Source organism: Clostridium sp. CTA-6 (genome assembly GCF_054768115.1).
Genome location: NZ_BAAAAU010000017.1, coordinates 1 through 20567, shown reverse-complemented (window position 1 = coordinate 20567; position 20567 = coordinate 1). Strand labels below are relative to the sequence as shown.

20 protein-coding genes and 2 tRNA genes are annotated in these 20567 nt (G+C 28.2%); 21 read left to right on the top strand and 1 reads right to left on the bottom strand.

The window, feature by feature from the left end; all coding sequences use genetic code 11:
- Positions 1-137 precede the first annotated feature (137 nt).
- From ACYUDJ_RS20470 to ACYUDJ_RS20390, 17 genes are all read left to right on the top strand, one after another.
- On the top strand, positions 138-1286 hold the full coding sequence (locus tag ACYUDJ_RS20470) for a double-cubane-cluster-containing anaerobic reductase (protein ID WP_460290015.1): 1149 nt from the start codon (positions 138-140) through the stop codon (positions 1284-1286).
- Positions 1287-1322: 36 nt separating this feature from the next.
- A complete protein-coding gene (locus tag ACYUDJ_RS20465) occupies positions 1323-2471 on the top strand; it encodes a double-cubane-cluster-containing anaerobic reductase (RefSeq protein ID WP_003488076.1) in 1149 nt (382 codons plus the stop codon).
- Between the two features lie 105 nt (positions 2472-2576).
- Complete coding sequence (rpsF, locus tag ACYUDJ_RS20460) at positions 2577-2861, top strand: 30S ribosomal protein S6 (protein ID WP_003488078.1); 285 nt, start codon at positions 2577-2579, stop codon at positions 2859-2861.
- 15 nt (positions 2862-2876) lie between these two features.
- A complete protein-coding gene (locus ACYUDJ_RS20455) occupies positions 2877-3323 on the top strand; it encodes a single-stranded DNA-binding protein (protein ID WP_003359348.1) in 447 nt (148 codons plus the stop codon).
- 18 nt (positions 3324-3341) lie between these two features.
- The gene (gene rpsR / locus ACYUDJ_RS20450; RefSeq protein ID WP_003488080.1) at positions 3342-3584 is read left to right on the top strand and encodes a 30S ribosomal protein S18; all 243 of its coding nucleotides are present in this window, start codon (positions 3342-3344) and stop codon (positions 3582-3584) included.
- Between the two features lie 148 nt (positions 3585-3732).
- On the top strand, positions 3733-4050 hold the full coding sequence (locus ACYUDJ_RS20445; RefSeq protein WP_003488082.1) for a MazG-like family protein: 318 nt from the start codon (positions 3733-3735) through the stop codon (positions 4048-4050).
- Positions 4051-4061: 11 nt separating this feature from the next.
- Positions 4062-5069 carry a YybS family protein gene (locus tag ACYUDJ_RS20440; protein ID WP_042386006.1) on the top strand — a complete coding sequence of 336 codons (1008 nt, stop codon included), beginning with the start codon at positions 4062-4064 and terminating at the stop codon, positions 5067-5069.
- Positions 5070-7055 carry a DHH family phosphoesterase gene (locus ACYUDJ_RS20435; RefSeq protein WP_003488084.1) on the top strand — a complete coding sequence of 662 codons (1986 nt, stop codon included), beginning with the start codon at positions 5070-5072 and terminating at the stop codon, positions 7053-7055.
- Positions 7055-7498: a 50S ribosomal protein L9 gene (gene rplI, locus ACYUDJ_RS20430; protein WP_003359455.1), complete on the top strand. Its 444-nt coding sequence runs from the start codon at positions 7055-7057 to the stop codon at positions 7496-7498. Before ACYUDJ_RS20435 ends, rplI begins: the two co-directional genes overlap by 1 nt.
- Before the next feature lie 10 nt (positions 7499-7508).
- Entirely contained in the window at positions 7509-9428 is a 1920-nt protein-coding gene (gene lonC / locus ACYUDJ_RS20425; protein WP_003488085.1) for a Lon family ATP-dependent protease, read from the top strand.
- A gap of 30 nt (positions 9429-9458) precedes the next feature.
- Positions 9459-10793, top strand: a complete 1335-nt coding sequence (locus tag ACYUDJ_RS20420) for a replicative DNA helicase (protein WP_003361806.1) — start codon at positions 9459-9461, stop codon at positions 10791-10793.
- Positions 10794-11084: 291 nt separating this feature from the next.
- On the top strand, positions 11085-12806 hold the full coding sequence (locus ACYUDJ_RS20415; RefSeq protein WP_003488086.1) for a phospho-sugar mutase: 1722 nt from the start codon (positions 11085-11087) through the stop codon (positions 12804-12806).
- A gap of 194 nt (positions 12807-13000) precedes the next feature.
- Positions 13001-13216 carry a DUF3006 domain-containing protein gene (locus ACYUDJ_RS20410; RefSeq protein WP_003488087.1) on the top strand — a complete coding sequence of 72 codons (216 nt, stop codon included), beginning with the start codon at positions 13001-13003 and terminating at the stop codon, positions 13214-13216.
- A gap of 169 nt (positions 13217-13385) precedes the next feature.
- Complete coding sequence (locus tag ACYUDJ_RS20405) at positions 13386-14771, top strand: NAD(P)/FAD-dependent oxidoreductase (RefSeq protein WP_003488088.1); 1386 nt, start codon at positions 13386-13388, stop codon at positions 14769-14771.
- 232 nt (positions 14772-15003) lie between these two features.
- A complete protein-coding gene (locus tag ACYUDJ_RS20400) occupies positions 15004-16290 on the top strand; it encodes an adenylosuccinate synthase (protein WP_003488089.1) in 1287 nt (428 codons plus the stop codon).
- 124 nt (positions 16291-16414) lie between these two features.
- Positions 16415-16600, top strand: a complete 186-nt coding sequence (locus ACYUDJ_RS20395) for a DUF1858 domain-containing protein (protein WP_003359346.1) — start codon at positions 16415-16417, stop codon at positions 16598-16600.
- Between the two features lie 103 nt (positions 16601-16703).
- Entirely contained in the window at positions 16704-17453 is a 750-nt protein-coding gene (locus ACYUDJ_RS20390; protein WP_003488090.1) for an acyl-[acyl-carrier-protein] thioesterase, read from the top strand.
- A 99-nt stretch (positions 17454-17552) separates the two neighbouring features.
- On the opposite strand, the gene ACYUDJ_RS20385 is transcribed toward ACYUDJ_RS20390, so the two are convergent.
- A complete protein-coding gene (locus ACYUDJ_RS20385; RefSeq protein ID WP_043032640.1) occupies positions 17553-18782 on the bottom strand; it encodes a BaiN/RdsA family NAD(P)/FAD-dependent oxidoreductase in 1230 nt (409 codons plus the stop codon).
- A gap of 180 nt (positions 18783-18962) precedes the next feature.
- Here ACYUDJ_RS20385 and ACYUDJ_RS20380 point away from each other — a divergent pair, with 180 nt between their 5' ends.
- From ACYUDJ_RS20380 to ACYUDJ_RS20365, 4 genes are all read left to right on the top strand, one after another.
- Positions 18963-19337, top strand: coding sequence for a CoA-binding protein (locus ACYUDJ_RS20380; protein WP_003488092.1), 375 nt, complete (start codon positions 18963-18965; stop codon positions 19335-19337).
- Positions 19338-19349: 12 nt separating this feature from the next.
- Positions 19350-20159, top strand: coding sequence for a pyruvate, water dikinase regulatory protein (locus ACYUDJ_RS20375; protein ID WP_003488093.1), 810 nt, complete (start codon positions 19350-19352; stop codon positions 20157-20159).
- Positions 20160-20332: 173 nt separating this feature from the next.
- Positions 20333-20407 (top strand) — tRNA-Glu (locus tag ACYUDJ_RS20370).
- 17 nt (positions 20408-20424) lie between these two features.
- Positions 20425-20500: transfer RNA gene (locus ACYUDJ_RS20365), tRNA-Val, on the top strand.
- Positions 20501-20567 lie beyond the last annotated feature (67 nt).

Sequence of the window (20567 nt, the reverse complement as noted above, 5' to 3'; positions counted from 1 at the left end):
TATTATTTTGGTTTTAGATATTCTATTTATAATTATATTATGATGGAGTAAGTCTTTAATAAAAATGTAAATATAAAAGCTCCAAGAATAATTTTCCTTGGAGCTTTTATAAAATTAAAATTAGGAGCAGTGATATTATGAATCAGTTGCCTAAAAATATAGATAAATTTGGTGAAGCGAGGAGAAAAGGGTTTGTAAAAATAAAAGAAATAAAAGATAGTGGATATAAAATCGCAGGTGAATTTTGTGCATATACTCCTTGGGAAATAATAGCGGCATCAGGCGCTATACCTGTAGGTCTTTGTGGAACTAGTGAAGAACCTATAGAAGATGCAGAAAAACATTTACCAAGAAATTTATGCCCACTTATAAAGTCTTCTTATGGTTTTGCATTAACTGAAAAATGTCCTTATATGTATTTTTCTGATGTGGTTATAGGGGAAACTACTTGTGATGGAAAGAAAAAAATGTATAAGTTATTAAGTAAAATGAAGAGAGTACATATAATGCAGTTACCACAAACACAAAATACAGAAGATGCATTTAAACTATGGAGAAATGAAGTTATAAAATTAAAAAAATTTTTAGAAAAAGAATTTAATGTAGAAATAACTGAAGAAAAAATAAGAGAAATGATAAAAATCAAAAATAAAGAAAGACAATCTCTAAGAAATTTTTATGAATTAGGAAGGTTAAATCCTCCACCTTTAACAGGTATGGAAATTTTAAAAGTATTAAGAGGAGCAGGATTTACGTGGGATAAAGAAGATCAAGTAAGAAGTATAGATAATATCGTAGAGGAAGTAAAAAAGCAATATGAAATGGGAAAAACTAATGTTACTAAAGATTCAAAAAGGATATTAGTAACAGGATGCCCATTAGGAGAAGCTACAGATAAAATAATAAATACTATAGAAGAAAATGGAGGCGTAGTGGTAGCCTATGAAAATTGTGGTGGAGCTAAAAATTTAAATTATTTAGTGGACGAAAGTAAAGAACCTATAGATGCTTTAACTGAAAAATATTTAAATATAGCTTGTTCTTGTATGAGTCCTAATAAGAAAAGAATAGATTTAATATCAGAAATTATAAATGATTATAAGATAGATGGAGTAGTAGATGTTATATTACAAGCATGCCATACTTATAATATAGAAACTACTACAATAAAAGAATTTGTTACTAAAGAAAAAAACATACCTTATATTAGTATAGAAACAGATTACTCACAAAAAGATATAGGACAGTTAAAAACTAGATTAGCTGCTTTTATAGAAATATTATAAAGTTAAAAATAAAAAATCAATTAGGGGGAATTTATAATGAATAATTTACCGGCAAAATTTGATGAGTTTAGTGAAGCAAGAAGAAATGGATTTATAACTGTAAAAAATCTAAAGGATGAAGGAAAAAAAGTTGTAGGTGTATTTTGTACATATACTCCATGGGAAATAATATCTGCATCAGGAGCAACTGTGGTGGCTTTATGTGGTAAAAATGATGAAGCTATACCAGATGCAGAAAAAGTATTACCAAGAAATTTATGTCCTCTTATAAAGGCTTCTTATGGGTTTGCTATAACTGAAAAATGTCCATATACTTATTTTTCAGATTTAATAGTTGGGGAAACCACTTGTGATGGAAAGAAAAAAATGTATGAATATTTAAATGATATAAGACCAGTTCATGTTATGCAATTGCCTCAAATAAGCACAGGAGAAGATGCTTATAATCTATGGAGAAATGAGATAGTAAGATTAAAAGAAAGATTAGAAAAAGAGTTTAATGTAAAAATAACTGAAGAAAATATAAGAGAAATGATAAAACTTAGAAATAAAGAAAGACAAGCTCTTAGAGAATTTTATGAATTAGGAAAAATGTGTCCACCACCAGTAACAGGACTTGAAATAATGAAGGTTTTAAATGGAGCTAGTTTTAAATGGGATAAAGAAGAAGAAATAGAATCTTTAAAATCTATGATAAAGGATGCAAAAGATAAATATGAAAAAGGTGAAAGAAAAGTATGTAAAGATGCAAAAAGGATACTTATAACAGGATGTCCTATGGGGGAGGGAACAGAGAAAATAATAAGATTAATTGAAGAAAATGGTGGAAATGTTGTAGTATTTGAAAATTGTAGTGGTGTTAAAGAAATAGAGAAATTAGTAGATGAAGAAAAAGATCCTATAGATGCAATAACAGAAAAATATTTAGCTATAGGTTGTTCCTGCATGAGTCCTAATACTAATAGATTAAATTTATTATCAGAATTAATAGATGATTATAAGGTCGATGGAGTTGTAGATGTAATATTACAAGCTTGTCATACTTATAATGTGGAAACTCAATCTGTAAAAGAATTTGTAAATAATGAAAAAAATGTACCATATATGAGTATAGAAACAGATTATTCTCAAACTGATATAGGGCAATTAAAAACAAGAATAGCAGCATTTATAGAAATGTTATAAAAAATATTGATTTATAATAGTTTATATGATAAAATTATTTGATGTACGATAAGATCCCTGCTGTACAAAGTACAGCCGTTAGTCCGTGGGGAGGAGGTGAATATAATGAGAAAGTACGAAACTGTATTTATACTAAACCCAGCATTAGATGAAGAAGGTTATAAAGCTAATGTTGAAAAGTTTAAAGGTGTAATCGAAAATGCAGGTGGAACAGTAGACAATGTTGACCTATGGGGTAAAAGAAAATTAGCTTACGAAGTTAAAAAAGTTAGCGAAGGTTACTATACTTTAATGAACTTCACAGCTGATACAGAATTACCAAAAGAGTTAGATAGAGTGTTCAGAATAACAGATTCTGTTATAAGACACATGATAATAACTCAAGAATAATAGGGTGGTGTTTTTTTGAATAAAGTTGTTTTAATAGGTAGATTAACCAAAGATCCTGAGTTAAAATTTACTCCAGGAAATGGGACAGCAGTTGCCACCTTTACTTTGGCTGTAGATAGAAGATTTTCAAAAGATGGCCAGAGAGAAGCAGATTTCATCCCTATAGTAGTATGGGGAAAACAAGCAGAATCTACAGCTAATTATATGAGTAAAGGAAAACTTATGGGTGTTAGTGGTAGAATTCAAACAAGAAGCTATGAAGCTAAAGATGGTACAAGAAGATATGTAACAGAAGTCATAGCTGAAGAAGTTAAATTTCTTGAGTGGGGCAATAAGCCTACAACGGATTCAACATATAATAATGGGTCAGAACCAAGTTACCAATCAGGCCAAGGCTTTGGAAATGGAAACAGTTTTGACGACGATATAATTCCAGTGGATGATGGAGACATCCCATTTTAAAGAGAAGGAGGGATAGTTATGGCAGGAAGAGAAGGCGGAAGAAGACAAAGAAGAGCCAAGAGAAAAGTTTGTACTTTTTGTATGGAAAAATCTGAAGCAATAGATTACAAAGATATCAATAAGCTTAGAAAATTCGTTACAGAAAGAGGAAAAATTCTTCCAAGAAGAATTTCCGGAAACTGTGCTAAACATCAAAGAGAATTAACTAGAGCTATAAAAAGAGCAAGAAACATTGCTTTATTACCATTTACTACAGAATAATATTTAAGTTTACATAAAACTGACTACGAAATTGGTAGTCAGTTTTTTTGTATATCATTGATTTTATAAGTAATATAAGGTATTATTGCATAAAAAGTGAAATACAACTAAAATAGTAGTATAGGTTAAAAAAGGGGATGGATGCGGTATGAAAAAAGATGATTTTAATATAATGTATAGTGTAAAAATAATAGAGGATTTAAAAGCAGAACTTTTATGTATAATAGGGGATCTTTTTAAACTTTTAACTAAAGGAAGTAATGTGGCACAGGAAGCTATATTAGATTGTATATCAGGTGCTATTATAATTTTATATTTATTAGGGGAAAAATTAGGATATTCTTTTATAGCAGTTGATGAAAATGTGAAGAAAAAGTTAAAAGTGGGCATAATTGAAGAAGATGACATAGAAAAGGATGGAAGAAATTTAAGTAAACTATATAATCATCTTAAAGAAAAAGAGTAATGGAGGAACATATGTATAATAGACAAAATAAAACTAATTCTTTGGTTGAAGCAGGTCTTATAGTCTCATTAATGATAGTACTTATAATGCTTAATTTGTATTTCCCTATATTTAGTATTTTTATTACTTTTTTATTACCTATACCTATAGCCGTTTTATACTTAAGACAAGATTATAAAATTACTCTCTGGGCTATACTTGTAACAGGTGTAATAACAGCTATGATAAACAATCCTATTACAGCAGTAATAATTACTATTTCATTTGGCACAATAGGATTTTTACTAGGCTATTGTATAAAAAAACAAAAATCAATTTTTATGACTATTATGATATTAGCAGCTGGCTTTTTATTATCAAATATTATGATTATATTAATACAAATTTTATTTGTAAATAAAGATGGAATAATGAATTTTATAAATAAGAATATAAGTATGATAAAAGATACTATGGAATCAGCTAAGGATTTTTATTCTCAAGCTGGAGTCCCTAAAGAACAACTACAACAAATGGAACAAAAACTTAATTTACTACAACCGGATTTAATATTAAAAATGATACCTGGAGCTTTAATAACAATTTCTTTCGTGTTAGCTTTTTTAAACTATGCAATAACAAGAACAGTACTTATAAAGTTAGGATATAAAAATGTAAAACCATTACCACATATATCTAAAATATATGTTAATGTAAGAATAGTAACTATAGTAGCAATAGGATTGCTTATAGGAGTTATATTAAAAAGAAAAGGAATAGAAGTAGGAGATTATTTGTTTATGACTTCTAGCAATTTATTATTTACAATGCTTTTAATTGATGGAGTGTCTGTTTTCATATATTATATGAAAAATAAATTTAATATTTCCAAGGGAATTTTGATTTTTATTCTTTTTATTACTGTTTTGGGTTCTCTAAATATTATTTATATTTATTTAGGGTTAATGGATATAATACTTGATTTTAGGAAATTAGATCCCTTTAGAAAATATGAGAATAATAAAAGTGGGGAATTATAAATGAACGATAATAGGTACGATAATTTTATTACAAATAATAAAGTATATATGTTTATTATAGCCGTATTAATAATTATTATCTTTTCATATAAACATTCACAAGTAGGTATAGTATTAACACTTATATATTTTTTCTTATTACTTTATAATTTTAAAAACACAAGAATTAAGAAGAAAGAGCTAAAAAAATTTATAGAGGATTTTTCTACAAAAATGGATAGCGCATTTAAAAGTTCTCTAATGAATTTACCTTTTCCTATGATGGTTTTATCTAACAAGGGAGAGGTTTTATGGTATAATCAAAATTTCTCACTATTGTTAAAAAAAGATGGGATATTAGGAGAAAACATAAATCGTATATTAAAAAATTTTAATTTTAAATATGCTTTAGAGGGAAAAAAGAATTCCTTCAAAAATATTAATTTTAAAGATAATTATTATAATATATATACTAACACATTTTTTGATGAGGAAATGAGAGAAAAAATATTACTTCTTTATTTTTATGATGTTACAGATATGTTTAATATATTGATAAATATGGAGAAAAATAAAGAAGGAATAATACTTTTAGAAGTGGATAACTTAGATGAGGTATTAAAAAGTATAGATATAGATAAAAAACCGTTAATAATAGCAGAAATAGAAAGACATATAAATAGTTTTTCTGAAAACATGAAAGCTATGATAAAAAAATATGAACAAAATAAATATATATTATCCGTTCAAAATTCTTATATAGAAAAACAAATGGAGAAAAAATTTGATATACTAGATATAATAAGGGATATAGATACAGGAAATAAAATGAATCCTACTTTAAGCATAGGAGTAGGAAAGGGAGCAGAAACTCCTTTAGAAAATTATAGTTATGCTCTTGCGGCTAAAGAATTAGCATTAGGTAGAGGGGGCGACCAATCTGTAGTAAAAAATAAAGATAAGCTTTCATTTTATGGTGGAAAAACTAAAGAGGTGGAAAAACGAACAAAGGTTAGGGCAAGAGTTATAGGTCATGCATTAGTTAATTTAATAAATGAAAGTAGTAATATAATTATAATGGGGCATATAAATGCAGATATAGATTGTCTGGGTTCAGCTATAGGACTTCACAGTATAATAAATCAATTGGGCAAAAAAAGTTATATAATTCTAGAAAATTATAATAAAAGTAGTGAATTTTTATTAGATAAGATAAAAAAAGAAAAGGGATATGAGAATACATTTATAAATAGTAAGGAAGCCTTAGATATTATGAATGAAGAGAGCTTATTAATAATAGTAGATTCTCATAGTAGAGGCTATGTTCAAAATATTAGCTTAGTTGATAAATTTAATAAAATAGTTATAATAGATCATCATAGAAGAGCAACGGATTATATAGAAAGATCTATATTAAGTTATATAGAGCCTTACGCATCTTCTACAGCAGAATTAGTAACAGAAATGATTCAATACATGGTGGAAAAACCTAATATTTCACCAATCATAGCAGAAGCTCTTTTAGCAGGAATATATGTGGATACAAAAAATTTTTACTTTAAAACAGGTATTAGAACCTTTGAAGCCGCATCTTTTTTAAAAAAATTTGGAGCAGATACTATTGATGTTAAGAAGTTTTTTGCTAGTGATTTAGATACTTATATCAAAAAATTAGAAATAATAAAGTCAGTCCATGTAAAAAATCATATTGCTATAGCAATATGTCCAGAAAATATAGAAGATAATGTATTAGCTGCCCAGGCAGCGGACGAACTACTAAATATTTCAGGTATTCAAGCTTCCTTTGTATTTGTTACAATAGATAATGAAATATATATAAGTGGAAGATCCCTTGGAGATATTAACGTTCAATTAATACTTGAAATGTTAGGTGGTGGAGGACATATGACTATGGCTGGAGCTAAATTAGAAAAAATTAATTTAAAAGAGGCAGTAGAAAAATTAGAATTAGCCATAGATAAATATTTAAGGGAAGGTGAAAAATAATGAAAGTTATATTATTAAAAGACGTTAAATCATTAGGTAAAAAGGGGGATCTAGTTAATGCATCTGATGGGTATGCAAGAAATTATTTAATCCCAAAGAAATTAGCTGAACAAGCAACAGAAAATAATGTACACATTTTAAATAATAAAAAAGAAGCAGAAAGAAGACAAAAATTAAAGGAACTAGAAGAAGCACAAAAATTAGCAAAATCATTAATGGGAAAAGAAATTAAATTTAAAGTTAAAATTGGTGAAAATGGGCGATTATTTGGTTCTATAACATCAAAAGATATTTCAGAAAAATTAAAAGAACAATACAATATGGATATAGATAAAAAGAAGATAGTAGCAGAAACTATAAGACAAACAGGAGTTTATGAGGCAGAAATAAAAATTTATCCAGAAGTTTCAACTAAAGTTAAAGTTTCTGTTTTAGAGGAATAGGAGGAAAATTGTGAATTCTCATAAATTAGATGAATTACAAGATGATATAATAAATGAAATAGAACAAGATATTTCAAATGATATGTCTATTGAGTTACAGACCGAGGTTTTATTTGAAATAGTAAAAAAAATAATAAAAGATTCTAATATAAGGGCTAGAGTTGTAAAGTATAAGTTAGAAAAATATATAAATAGTAACAACCCATATGAAAAGCTATATGCACTAAATAAAATAATAAGTGATGGCAAAGGGATACAAACAGTACCTACAGATAAGAATGTTATAGAAGTGCTAACAGAAACAAATAGATTAATTGTAGAAGTTTTAGCTAAAAGATATGTTGAAAATAATATAGAAAAAGAAGTAGAACAAGTTTTAATGGAAAAACAAGATAAATATATAGAAGAAGTAAAGCTTAATATTTTAAAGAAACAAAAAGGACCAGAAAATGCCAAAACCTTGAAAAAATATGCTAATATTCAGGTTCTTGAGTCTAAAAAGTTAACTAATAATATACAACATTTATTAAGACCAGCTTCTTTTTCAGAAATTATAGGACAGGAAAGACCTATAAAGTCTCTTTTATCTAAAATAGCATCCCCGTATCCACAACATATTATACTATATGGACCACCAGGGGTAGGAAAAACATCTGCGGCCAGATTAGCTTTAGAAGAAGTAAAAAAGTTAAAATATACACCTTTTTATCAAGAATCTAAATTTGTAGAGGTAGATGGAACTACTTTAAGATGGGACCCAAGAGAAATTACTAATCCTCTTTTAGGATCAGTACATGATCCTATATATCAAGGTTCTAAAAGGGATTTAGCAGAAACTGGTATACCAGAGCCTAAGCTAGGCCTAGTTACAGAAGCTCACGGAGGAGTACTTTTTATAGATGAAATAGGTGAGTTAGATGACATGCTTCAAAATAAACTTTTGAAGGTTTTAGAGGATAAAAGAGTAGAATTTTCATCTTCTTATTATGATCCAGATGATGAAAATACTCCTAAGTATATAAAACACTTATTTGAAAATGGAGCACCAGCTGATTTTGTTCTTATAGGGGCTACTACTAGGGAACCTTCAGAAATAAATCCAGCACTAAGATCTAGATGTGCGGAAGTATTTTTTGAGCCATTATCATCTAAAGATATTGAAAAAATAGTAATAAATGCCGCAGATAAGTTAAATATAATATTAGAGGATGGAGTAGCTCAAACTATAAGTAGATATACCATAGAAGGAAGAAAAGCAGTTAATATATTGTCAGATGTCTATGGATATGCTTTATATAAAAATAAAGAATATAAAGAAGGAACAAAACTTAATATAACTATGAATGACTTAGAACAAGTTATATCTATAAGTAGATTAATTCCATACGATAGAATAGAAAATAAAGAAAATTTAGAAGTAGGACATGTATATGGATTAGGTGTAAGTGGATATATAGGTTCTACTATAGAAATAGAAGCTACTGTATTTAATGCTAAAGACAAAGGCAAAGGTTTTGTTAGATTTAATGATACAGCAGGAAGTATGGCAAAGGATTCAGTATTTAATGCCGCTTCTGTCATAAGAAAAATAACAAAAGAAGATATAAAGGATTATGATGTACATGTTAATGCTATAGGTGGTGGAAAAATAGATGGACCATCTGCAGGAGCAGCTATAACAATATGTATTATTAGTGCTTTATTAAATAAGCCCATAAAACAGGATATAGCCATAACAGGAGAAATATCTCTTAAAGGGAAGGTAAAACCTGTTGGAGGCATATTTGAGAAAATATATGGTGCAAGAAGAAAAGGTATAAAAAAGGTAATAATACCTAAGGACAATATGAAAGATGCTCCTTCAGATATAAAAGATATAGAGATAATATGTATAGATACTATAGAAGAGCTTATAAATATAGTATTTTAGATTAAGGAGTACTTAAGGAGAGATGTTTATATGGATGCACCCATAAAAAGTATGCCACAGAGTATAGATGCAGAACAAAATGTATTAGGGGCAATGATTATAGATAAAACTTCCATAGCAGAGGCTGTGGAAGTTTTAAAAAGTGAAGATTTTTATAAAGATTCCCATAAAATTATATTTAGTGGAATTATAGAACTTTATCAAAAGGATATAGCAGTAGATATGCTGACTCTTACAGAAAATCTTAAATCACGAGATAAGCTAGAGGCAGTAGGTGGAGTTACTTATATAACAGAGCTTTGTAACTCCATAGTTTCTACAGCTAATATTCAATCTTATATAGATATAATAAAGGATAAATCTACACTAAGAAGACTTATAAAGTCATCTACTGAAATAATAGAGAACTGTTATAACAGACAAGATAATGTAGAAGAAATAATAGATTCTGCAGAGAAAAAAATATTTCATATATCTAACCAAAATACTACAACTGATTTCGAGCCATTAAGTAATGTTTTGGAAAGAGGATTTATTCAAATTGAAAACTTATTTAAAAATAAAGGAGAAACTACTGGAGTTGCTTCTGGTTTTAGAGAGTTAGATGCTAAAACATCAGGTTTTCAAAAATCTGATATGATATTAATAGCAGCAAGACCATCAATGGGTAAAACTACATTTGCTTTAAACATAGCAGAATATGCAGCTCTTAGAGAGGGAAAGAGTGTAGCAATATTTTCCCTGGAAATGTCAAAAGAGCAACTTTCTTATAAATTGCTTTGTTCACAAGCTAATATTGATATGTTAAGACTTAGAACTGGTAACTTAGAGGATAAAGATTGGGAGAACATAGCTAGGGTTTCAGGACCCTTAGCAGCAGCGAAGATATTTATAGATGATACTGCAGGTATGTCTGTAATGGAAATGCGTTCTAAATGTAGAAGATTAAAGATAGAACATGGAATAGATATGGTTTTAATAGATTATCTTCAGCTTATGAGCGGAGGAAAAGGCTCTGAAAGCAGACAACAAGAAGTTTCAGAAATATCTAGATCTATAAAAGCCTTAGCAAAAGAAATGGATTGTCCAGTTATAGCCCTATCACAATTATCCCGTGCTCCGGAAGCTAGATCAGATCACAGACCAATGCTTTCAGATCTTAGAGAATCCGGATCTATAGAACAGGATGCTGACGTAGTTATGTTTTTATATAGAGATGAATATTACGATAAAGAAACGGAAGATAAAAACATGGCAGAATGCATTATAGCCAAGCAAAGAAATGGTCCTACAGGTACAGTTAAATTGGCATGGCTTGGACAATACAGTAAATTTGGTAATTTAGATGTAATACATCAAGAATAAAATATATAACACTTTTGTATAGGTAAGAAAAAGGATATTTTATATAAGATGGTAAAAAACAATTGTGAAAATTTCACAGTTGTTTTTTTATTTATATTTTTTATGACTTGATTTATATCAAAATTATACTTATATTAAATTATAATAGGATTTTTATTTATAGTATTGTTTTATTAATGTATTTTTAACTATAGTATATAAAATAATATTATTTAAGAAGGAAATACATAAAAAATATTGAAATTAATAACTAATGGAATAAAAGCTTTCAGCTAAGAGGAGAGATAATATATGGATTACAAAAAAGTATATAAAGAATGGTTAGATAATGATTATATTGATGAAGATACAAAAAAAGAATTAAAAGAAATAATAAATAATGAAAAAGAAATAGAGGACAGATTTTATAAAGAATTAGAATTTGGAACTGCAGGTCTTAGAGGGAAAATTGGAGCAGGTACAAATAGAATGAATATATACAATATATCTAAGGTTACTCAGGGCTTAGCGAACTATATAAAAGAAAAAGGTGAAGAGTATACAAATAGAGGTGTTGCTATAGCTTTTGATTGCAGACATTATTCAAAAGAATTTGCTAAAACTGCGGCCTTAGTTTTAGCTGGAAATGGAATAAAGAGTTATTTATTTGAAGATTTAAGACCAACCCCAGAATTATCTTTTGCAGTTAGAAAATTAAATACGGCGGCAGGTATAGTTATAACTGCTAGTCATAATCCAAAAGATTATAATGGTTATAAAGTATATTGGGAAGATGGGGCTCAGGTTTTATCTCAAATAGCAAATGGTATTACTGAAAAAATAAAATCCATTGGTAAATTTAGTGATATAAAAACTATAAGTGAGGAAGAAGCTTTAAAAAGTGGGTTATTAAATATATTAGGAGAAGATATAGATTTTGAATATATAGAAAAGGTTAAATCTTTAAGTATAAGAGAAGATATAGATAAGGATATAAAAGTTATTTATACACCTTTAAATGGAACCGGGAATATTCCTGTTAGACGTGTTTTAAAGGAAAGAGGATTTACTAATATTATAGTAGTTCCAGAGCAGGAAAACCCTGATCCAGACTTTACAACAGTAGGATATCCAAATCCAGAGGATACGAAAGCATTTAAATATGCAGAAAACTTAGGAAAAGAAGTAGGTGCAGAATTGCTTATAGCAACGGATCCTGATTGTGATAGATTAGCTATAGAGGTTAAAGATAAAAATGGTGAGTATTTAGCCTTTAATGGCAATCAAACAGGAGCTATTCTTATAAATTATATAGTATCAAATATGAAAGAAATGGGTAAATTACCTAAGGGTGCTGCTATAGTTAAGTCCATAGTTACCGGGGATTTAGGTAAAGTTATTGGGGAAGAATATGGAGTAGAAACCTATGAAGCATTAACTGGATTTAAAAACATATGTGGTAAAATACCAAATTTAAAAGAAGAAGGTAAAGAATTCATATTTGGATATGAAGAAAGTATAGGATATGTTACAGGTACATTTGTTAGAGATAAAGATGGAGTAAGTTCAAGCATGCTTTTATGTGAGGCGGCGGCTTATTATAAAACCAAGGGTAAAACATTAATAGATGTACTTAATGAAATATATGAAAAGCATGGATATTATAGAGAAAAGCAAATATCATTAATATTAGAAGGTATAGAAGGTAAAAAAAGAATAGACAGAATGATGGAGTCATATAGGAAGAGTTTCCCAAAAGAAATAGCAGGAGCAAAGCTTTTAACTTATATAGATTATCAGGATAGAATAGAATACGATATTATAAAAAATGATAGAAAACCATGTAGAATACCTAGATCAAATGTATTAAGGTTCTTCTTAGATGATGGAAGTTGGTACGCAGTGAGACCATCAGGAACAGAGCCTAAAATAAAATTATATGTATATACAAAAGGCGAAAGCATTAAAGCTGCGGAAGAAAAAATAAAAGCTATAGAAAAGGAAGTTTTAGATAAACTTAATTCAGTAAAATAGATTATTTTAGTTTAATAAACTTTTATATAATAGAAAATATTTTAACATTATAAGATGTATTTTTAATTAAAAATAAAGAAAAGATTATTTTATAGAAATAACATTTAGCCTACTACAAGTTTTCAAAGTCTGTGGTAGGCTATTTTAGATAATATGTAATATAAGTAAATATTAATTTAAAGGGTGGATTTAATATGAAGGGAATAATAGATAGATTTGAAGAAAATTTTGCTATAGTAGAGTTAGAGGATAAAAGAATAATAAATATAGATAAGAATATAATTCCTAAAAAAGCTAAAGAGGGAGATGTTATAAATATAGAGGGAGATATTATAACTTTAAATGAAAAAGAAAGTGAAAGATTAAAAAAAGAAATAGATGAGTTAACTGAAGATATGTGGAAAGAATAATAGTAAAATAGAACAATGAAATACTAACTATTTTTTAGAATATATTCATAAATTAAAGATATAAAAGAAAAATACGAATAATAACTATAAATATAATAAAAATATTCGTAAAATCTATTGAAAATATTTTAAACCTTTGTTATCATTATATAGCTGGAGGGGATAATTTATGAAAAAATATGATGTTATTATTGTTGGTGCTGGAGCTAGTGGCATATTTGCTGCTTATGAAATGTGTAAAAACAATAATAAACTAAATATACTAATGATTGAAAAGGGTCATGACTTAAAAAAAAGAAAATGTCCTATAGATGGCAAGAATATAAAATCATGTATACAATGTAATGTGTGTAATATAATGAATGGATATGGCGGAGCAGGCACATTATCTGATGGCAAATATAATATTACTAATAATTTTGGTGGAGATTTATATAAATATGTTGGTAGAAAAGAAGCTTTAGATTTAATGAATTATGTTGATGAGGTCTTATGTGAAATGGGAGGAAAAGATGCAAAACTATATTCAACATCTAATTCAGATTTAAAGAGAAAAGCTCTTCAAAATGATTTACATCTTTTAGATGCAAAGGTAAGGCATTTAGGAACAGATAGAAATATCAATATATTATCTAATATATATGAATATTTAAAAGACAAGATAGAAATGAAATTTGAATGTGAAGTTTTGGATATAAATAAAATAGAAGGCCAATTTGTTGTAGATACTAAAAATGGAGAATTTTCTAGTGAAGATTTAATTTTAGCTACAGGAAGGTCAGGTTCAAAATGGATTTCTAACATATGTAAAAAACTTGGTATAAAAACAGAAAGCAATAGAGTAGATATAGGGGTTAGAGTTGAACTGCCAGCTCAAGTATTTTCCCATATAACGGATGAGGTTTATGAAAGTAAAATAGTATATAGAACAAAGAAATATGGGGATTTGGTTAGAACTTTCTGTATGAATCCTTATGGGGAGGTAGTAAGTGAAAATACCAACGGAATAGTTACAGTTAACGGTCATAGTTATGCAAATCCAGATCTTCATACAGAAAATACTAATTTTGCTTTATTAGTTTCCAACAGATTTACTGAACCTTTCAAAGAGAGTAATGAATATGGTGAATCTATAGCAAAGCTAAGCAATATGTTAGGTGGAGGAGTATTGGTACAAAGATTTGGAGACTTAATAAAAGGAAGAAGAACTAATGAAAAGAGAATGGCAAAAAGTTTCACAAGACCTACACTAAAAGCTACACCAGGAGATTTAAGTTTAGTAATCCCTAAAAGACAGTTAGATGGTATTATAGAAATGATATATGCTTTAGATAATATAGCACCAGGTACAGCAAATGAGGATACTCTTTTATATGGAGTAGAAGTTAAATTCTACAATTCTAATGTAGAATTAAGTTCTAATCTAGAAACTCAAATAAAAGGATTATATATTTTAGGGGATAGTTCAGGAGTGACTCATTCATTATCACAAGCATCAGCCAGTGGAGTATATGCAGCAAGAATATTAATGAAAAAACATAATGTTAATATATAAAGGAATAAAGATATTGCAGTTATAATTTGGCTGCAATATTTTATTTTTAAGAATAATAAGCGAACGATAATTAAATTTTAATATATAGCATTCGCTTTTTTTATTGATATTTTATAATTGTTTTGTTAATATTATATATTGTAGAAGTATGTTATTTAAAACTAAAAATACATAGCATATAAATTATATTTAAATATAATAATTTTCTTAAAATGAAAGTGAGGAAAATAATATGTCAGCTTTTATAGTATTAGGTGCTCAATGGGGCGATGAAGGTAAAGGAAAAATGACGGATTATTTAGCTGAAAATGCAGATGTAGTTGTAAGATTTCAAGGTGGTAATAATGCAGGCCATACAGTAGTTGTAGGAGAAAAGGAATATAAATTACACTTAATACCTTCAGGTATACTTTATAATGATAAGCTAAATGTAATAGGAAATGGAGTAGTTCTAGATCCAAAGGCTTTATTTGAAGAAATAAGCTATTTAGAATCTTTAGGAGTAGACATAACACCAGATAGATTAATAATAAGTGATAGAGCTCATGTAATAATGCCATATCATAGAGTATTAGATGGAATAAAAGAAAGAGTTAGAGGAAATAAAGATATAGGAACTACAGGAAAAGGTATAGGACCAACCTATACAGATAAGATGGAGAGAAGTGGTATAAGAGTATGTGATCTTATACATAAAGAAGTTTTTGAAGAAAATTTAAAACATACTTTAGAAATAAAAAATAAAATAATAACAGAAGTATTTGGTGGAGAAGCATTAGACTATAATGAAATTTATAATGAATATTTAGGATATGCGGAAAAATTAAGACCTTTTGTAAAAGATATATCTGTTATAGTTAACAAAAAAATAAAAGAGGGCAAGGAAGTACTATTTGAAGGAGCTCAAGGAACATTACTTGATATAGATTATGGAACATATCCTTATGTAACATCTTCAAGCACAATAGCTGGAGGAGTTTGCATAGGAGCCGGTGTAGGACCAACAGCTATAACTAATGCAGTTGGTATAGCAAAAGCTTATACAACAAGAGTAGGAAAGGGTCCTTTCCCTACAGAGCTTTTAGATAAGACTGGAGACTGGATAAGAGAAAAGGGACACGAGTTTGGAGTTACTACAGGAAGAGCAAGAAGATGTGGATGGCTAGATTTAGTTATATTAAAAACTTCAGCTAGAGTATCTGGTCTTACAAGCTTTGCAGTAACAAAAATAGATACATTAGCAGGATTAGACACATTAAAAGTATGTACAGGATATATACTAAATGGAGAAATCATAGATTATGTTCCTGCTAGTTTAGAAGATTTAGCAAAATGTGAACCAATATATGAAGAATTTGAAGGTTGGGATGATAGTATAGCTAATGCTAGATGTTATGAAGATTTACCTGAAAATGCTGTAAAATATTTAAAGAAAATAGAAGATTTCACAGAAACAAAGGTATCTATAGTTTCAGTAGGACCAAAAAGAGATCAAACTATGATGATATCAGAAATTTAATGTATATTATATGGTATAGTAATAAACAATATAATATATATAAAAAATAAATATAATATCTTTAAAGAAGACTAATTTATTGATATAATAATAATAAAATTTAGGAAAAGAGAGGTATTATGTTATGAAAATAACTAAAGATATGACAATAGGTGAAATAGTAAGAAACCATGAAGGTGCTGCTGAAGTATTAATGAGTTTTGGAATGGGTTGTGTAGGATGCCCATCTGCACAAAGCGAAACTTTAGCTGAAGCTGCAATGGTTCATGGAATGGAATTAGACGCATTATTAGAAGCATTAAATAAGTAAAATAAAAAAACTCTATGTTTTAACATGGAGTTTTTTTAATTAAGTTTATATTTACTAAGAAATTTGTTATTATTAAACTATATTTCACAATAGGGGGGATAAAATGCAGCCAGTAATAACAGATAAAAATTTTGAAATAAATTATCATGAGATAGACTTTAGAAAAAGAGCATTATTTACTACTATAATGAACTATTTTGAAGATGCTTCTACAGAACAATCTGAAAAGTTAGGCGTAGGATTACAATATTTAAAAGATAATGATCAGGCGTGGGTATTATATAAATGGGATGTAACTATTGATAGATATCCTGAATTTGGAGAAAAAATAATAGTTAGAACTATACCATTATCTTGTAGAAAATTTTATGCCTATAGAAGATTTCAAATAATAGATAAAACAGGGAAGGTAATAATAACAGGAGATAGTATATGGTTTTTGATAGATATAAATAAGAGAAGACCTATAAAAGTTACTGAAGATATGCAAAAGGCTTACGGATTAAGTGAAACTAAAGAAGAACCTTTTAAAATAGATAAAATAAAATTCCCTGAGGAATTCCATTATAACAATAAGTTTAAGGTAAGATATAGCGATATAGATACAAATTTACATGTAAATAATGTAAAATATATATCATGGGCCATAGAGACTATACCATTTGATATAGTACTAAATTATACTTTAAAGAAGTTTGTTATAACCTATGAAAAAGAGGTGAAATATGGGAATAATATAAGTGTATATTCAGAAATTGTACATAAGGATAACAATGAAATAGTTTTCGTACATAAGGTAGAAAATGAAGAGGGAAAAAGAGTTACCTCAGCAGAAAGTACCTGGGTTAAATAAATATTTTTATAATAAAAAATAAATTAGATATTTATAAATTGCTAGAAAGTGCTTGCTAATTGAAAAGTTAATTAGAAGTATTTCTAGCAATTTATTTTTTTATTTTGAAGAAGCATTTTTCCCAGCTATATACCCAGAAGACCAAGCCCACTGTAAGTTAAAGCCTCCACAGTCCCCATTTACATCTAAGATTTCTCCACAAAAATAAAGATCCTTAACCTTTAAAGATTCTAAACTTTTATTTGAAATTTGAGAAGTGTCTACACCGCCACAGGTTACTTGAGAATTTTTAAAGGAGTTAGTTCCTGTTATTGTAAAAGTCCAATTTTTTAATGTATGAAATATTTTTTCTTTTTCTTGCCAAGCTATATCCTGACAAGGCATATGAATATTTTTTATACCACAATATTTTAAAAGAGTAGGTATTAACTTTTTATTTATTATTCCAATAAAGGAGTCATGAATAGTTCTGTAGTAAAAAGTTCCCCAATGATTTTCTAATAAGTTTATTAGATCTTCTTTACTCATATTAGGAAGAAGGTCAATTTGCAAATAAACTTTTTTATTATTATATAAAAGTCTAGAGGCTAAACTACTTAATTGTAGAATTGGAGGGCCGGATATGCCATAATCAGTAAATAGTATTTCTCCAAATTCCTCTCTTAAAGTTTTATTATCTAGTGCAAGTTTTACATTCCCATCAAATTTAATTCCAGATAAAGCTTTTAAATAAGGAAAATCTAATTTTAGTTGAACTAATCCAGGCACTGGATCAATAATATTATGACCTAAATTTTTTGCAAGTTTAAATCCTGAGCCATCAGAACCAGTATTAGGAGCTGACATTCCACCAGAAGCTAGTATTAATTTTTTGCATTGAAAAATTTCATTTTCAGTAGTGATTACAAATCCTTTATTAGATTTTTTTATATTTTTAACCTTATTATTAAAATAAATAGGGATTTGTCTATCTTCTATAGCTAATCTTAGTATGTCTAAGACAGAAGAAGCTTGTAGAGACATAGGATATATTTTACCTTCATTAAGGGTAATTAATGGAAGTCCTAAGCTATTAAAAAAATTTTTTGTATCCTCTAGAGTAAATTGTGACAAAATAAATTTATAAAAATTATTATTATTACTGTAATATTTACAAGTATATATATTTTCATTAGTTATATTACATCTACCATTACCAGTGGTTAAAATTTTTTTTCCGATTCTATCATTACTTTCTAATATGGCTACATCTGATCCCATGTCTTTTGATATTATGGAGGCTGCAATTCCAGAGGCACCCCCACCTAAAATTATTATTTCATGATACACAATAAATCTCTCCTTAATTTTTAGATAATTTAGTAAACTTTCAATTAATCAATATAATTAGTATTGTGAAAATGTTATAATTATATATAAGTATAACAAAATAGTTTATATGAATTTATAAAATTTTAATGTTTATAATAAATATTATAATATTTATTATAAATAAAGGGAGGTATACATTTGAAAGCTTATGATTTTCTAAACTATAAAAATTGGGCTGTGGCAGGTAGTGTACTTAGTGAGGATAAATATGCATATAAAATATTTAATAGATTAAAAGAGAAAGGATATAATGTAGTAGGAATAAAACCTGGTGTGGAACAAAGAGATGTATTTAATAATATTAGAGACATACCTTATAATATAGATGTATTAGATTTATGTATTAATCCAATAAAAGGTTTAGATATAGTAAAAGAAGCAGCAAAACTAGGAATAAATAAAATACTAATCCAACCAGGAGCAGAAAGTAATGAAATAATAAATTTTTGTAGAGAAAATAATATTAATGCTATAGAAGGTTGTGCTTTAGTAGAGTTATCAAAATTAGTGTAGAGGAGAGAGATTATGTTTAAGATATATGCTGTGTCAGATTCTATTGGTGAAACTGCAGAACAAGTAGCTAATGCTACAGCATACCAATTTGGTAGTTCTGTAAAAGTAGAAAGAGTGCCTTATGTAAAGACTTTTGAAGATGTTAATAATCTTATAAGTATAATAAAAAATCCAAATGAAGCTATGATTATATCCACTATTGTTTTAGTAGACATAAGGGAGTTTTTAGTCCAAAGATGTGTAGAATCTGGCATCCATATATCTAATGTATTAGGTCCTTGCATAAGTTTAGTGTCAACTATATTAAATAAAACACCAGAATATAAACCTGGTGCTGTTTGGGATATGGATAAAAAATACTACAAAAAAATAGAAGCAATGGAGTTTGCTATAAGATATGATGACAGTAAAGATCATTCAGGTATAAAGCATGCAGATATTGTTTTAATAGGCTTATCTAGAACATCAAAAACACCACTAAGTATATATTTAGCTAACAAGGGTATAAAAGCTTTAAATATACCATTAATGCCAGAGGTGCCTGTGCCAGAAGAGTTATTTGAAATTGATAGAAAGAAAATAATAGGGCTTACCATAGATCCTATGCATTTAATTGAAATAAGAAGACACAGAGTAGATAATATGATGAAAATTCCTACAGAGCTTAAATATGCTAATGCGGAAAGAGTTTTAGATGAATTAGAATTTGCAGACAAGATTATGAGAAAATTAAAATGTAAAATTATAGACGTTACCAAAAGAGCTATAGAAGATACAGCATTAATTATAATGGAAAGTGTTTTTTCTGATAGGATAATATAGAAAATGATAATAAAAAGATAAATATAAAAAATATATATAGGGCTTTTTCTATATATTTTATAGTAAAGATAAAAATACTATAAAAAAAAATTAAAAAACTGTTGACACTTTTAAGATTTTCATGTATCATATTCTTTGTTAGGTCGCGAGAGCGGAACAACAAAAGAAACCTAGGCCCCTTGGTCAAGCGGTCAAGACACCACCCTTTCACGGTGGTAACAGGGGTTCGATTCCCCTAGGGGTCACCATTTATTATTATATTAATGGGCGCATAGCTCAGCTGGGAGAGCATCTGCCTTACAAGCAGGGGGTCACAGGTTCGAGCCCTGTTGTGCCCACCATTAATATATGGCCCAGTGGCTCAGTTGGTTAGAGTGCCGGCCTGTCACGCCGGAGGTCGAGGGTTCG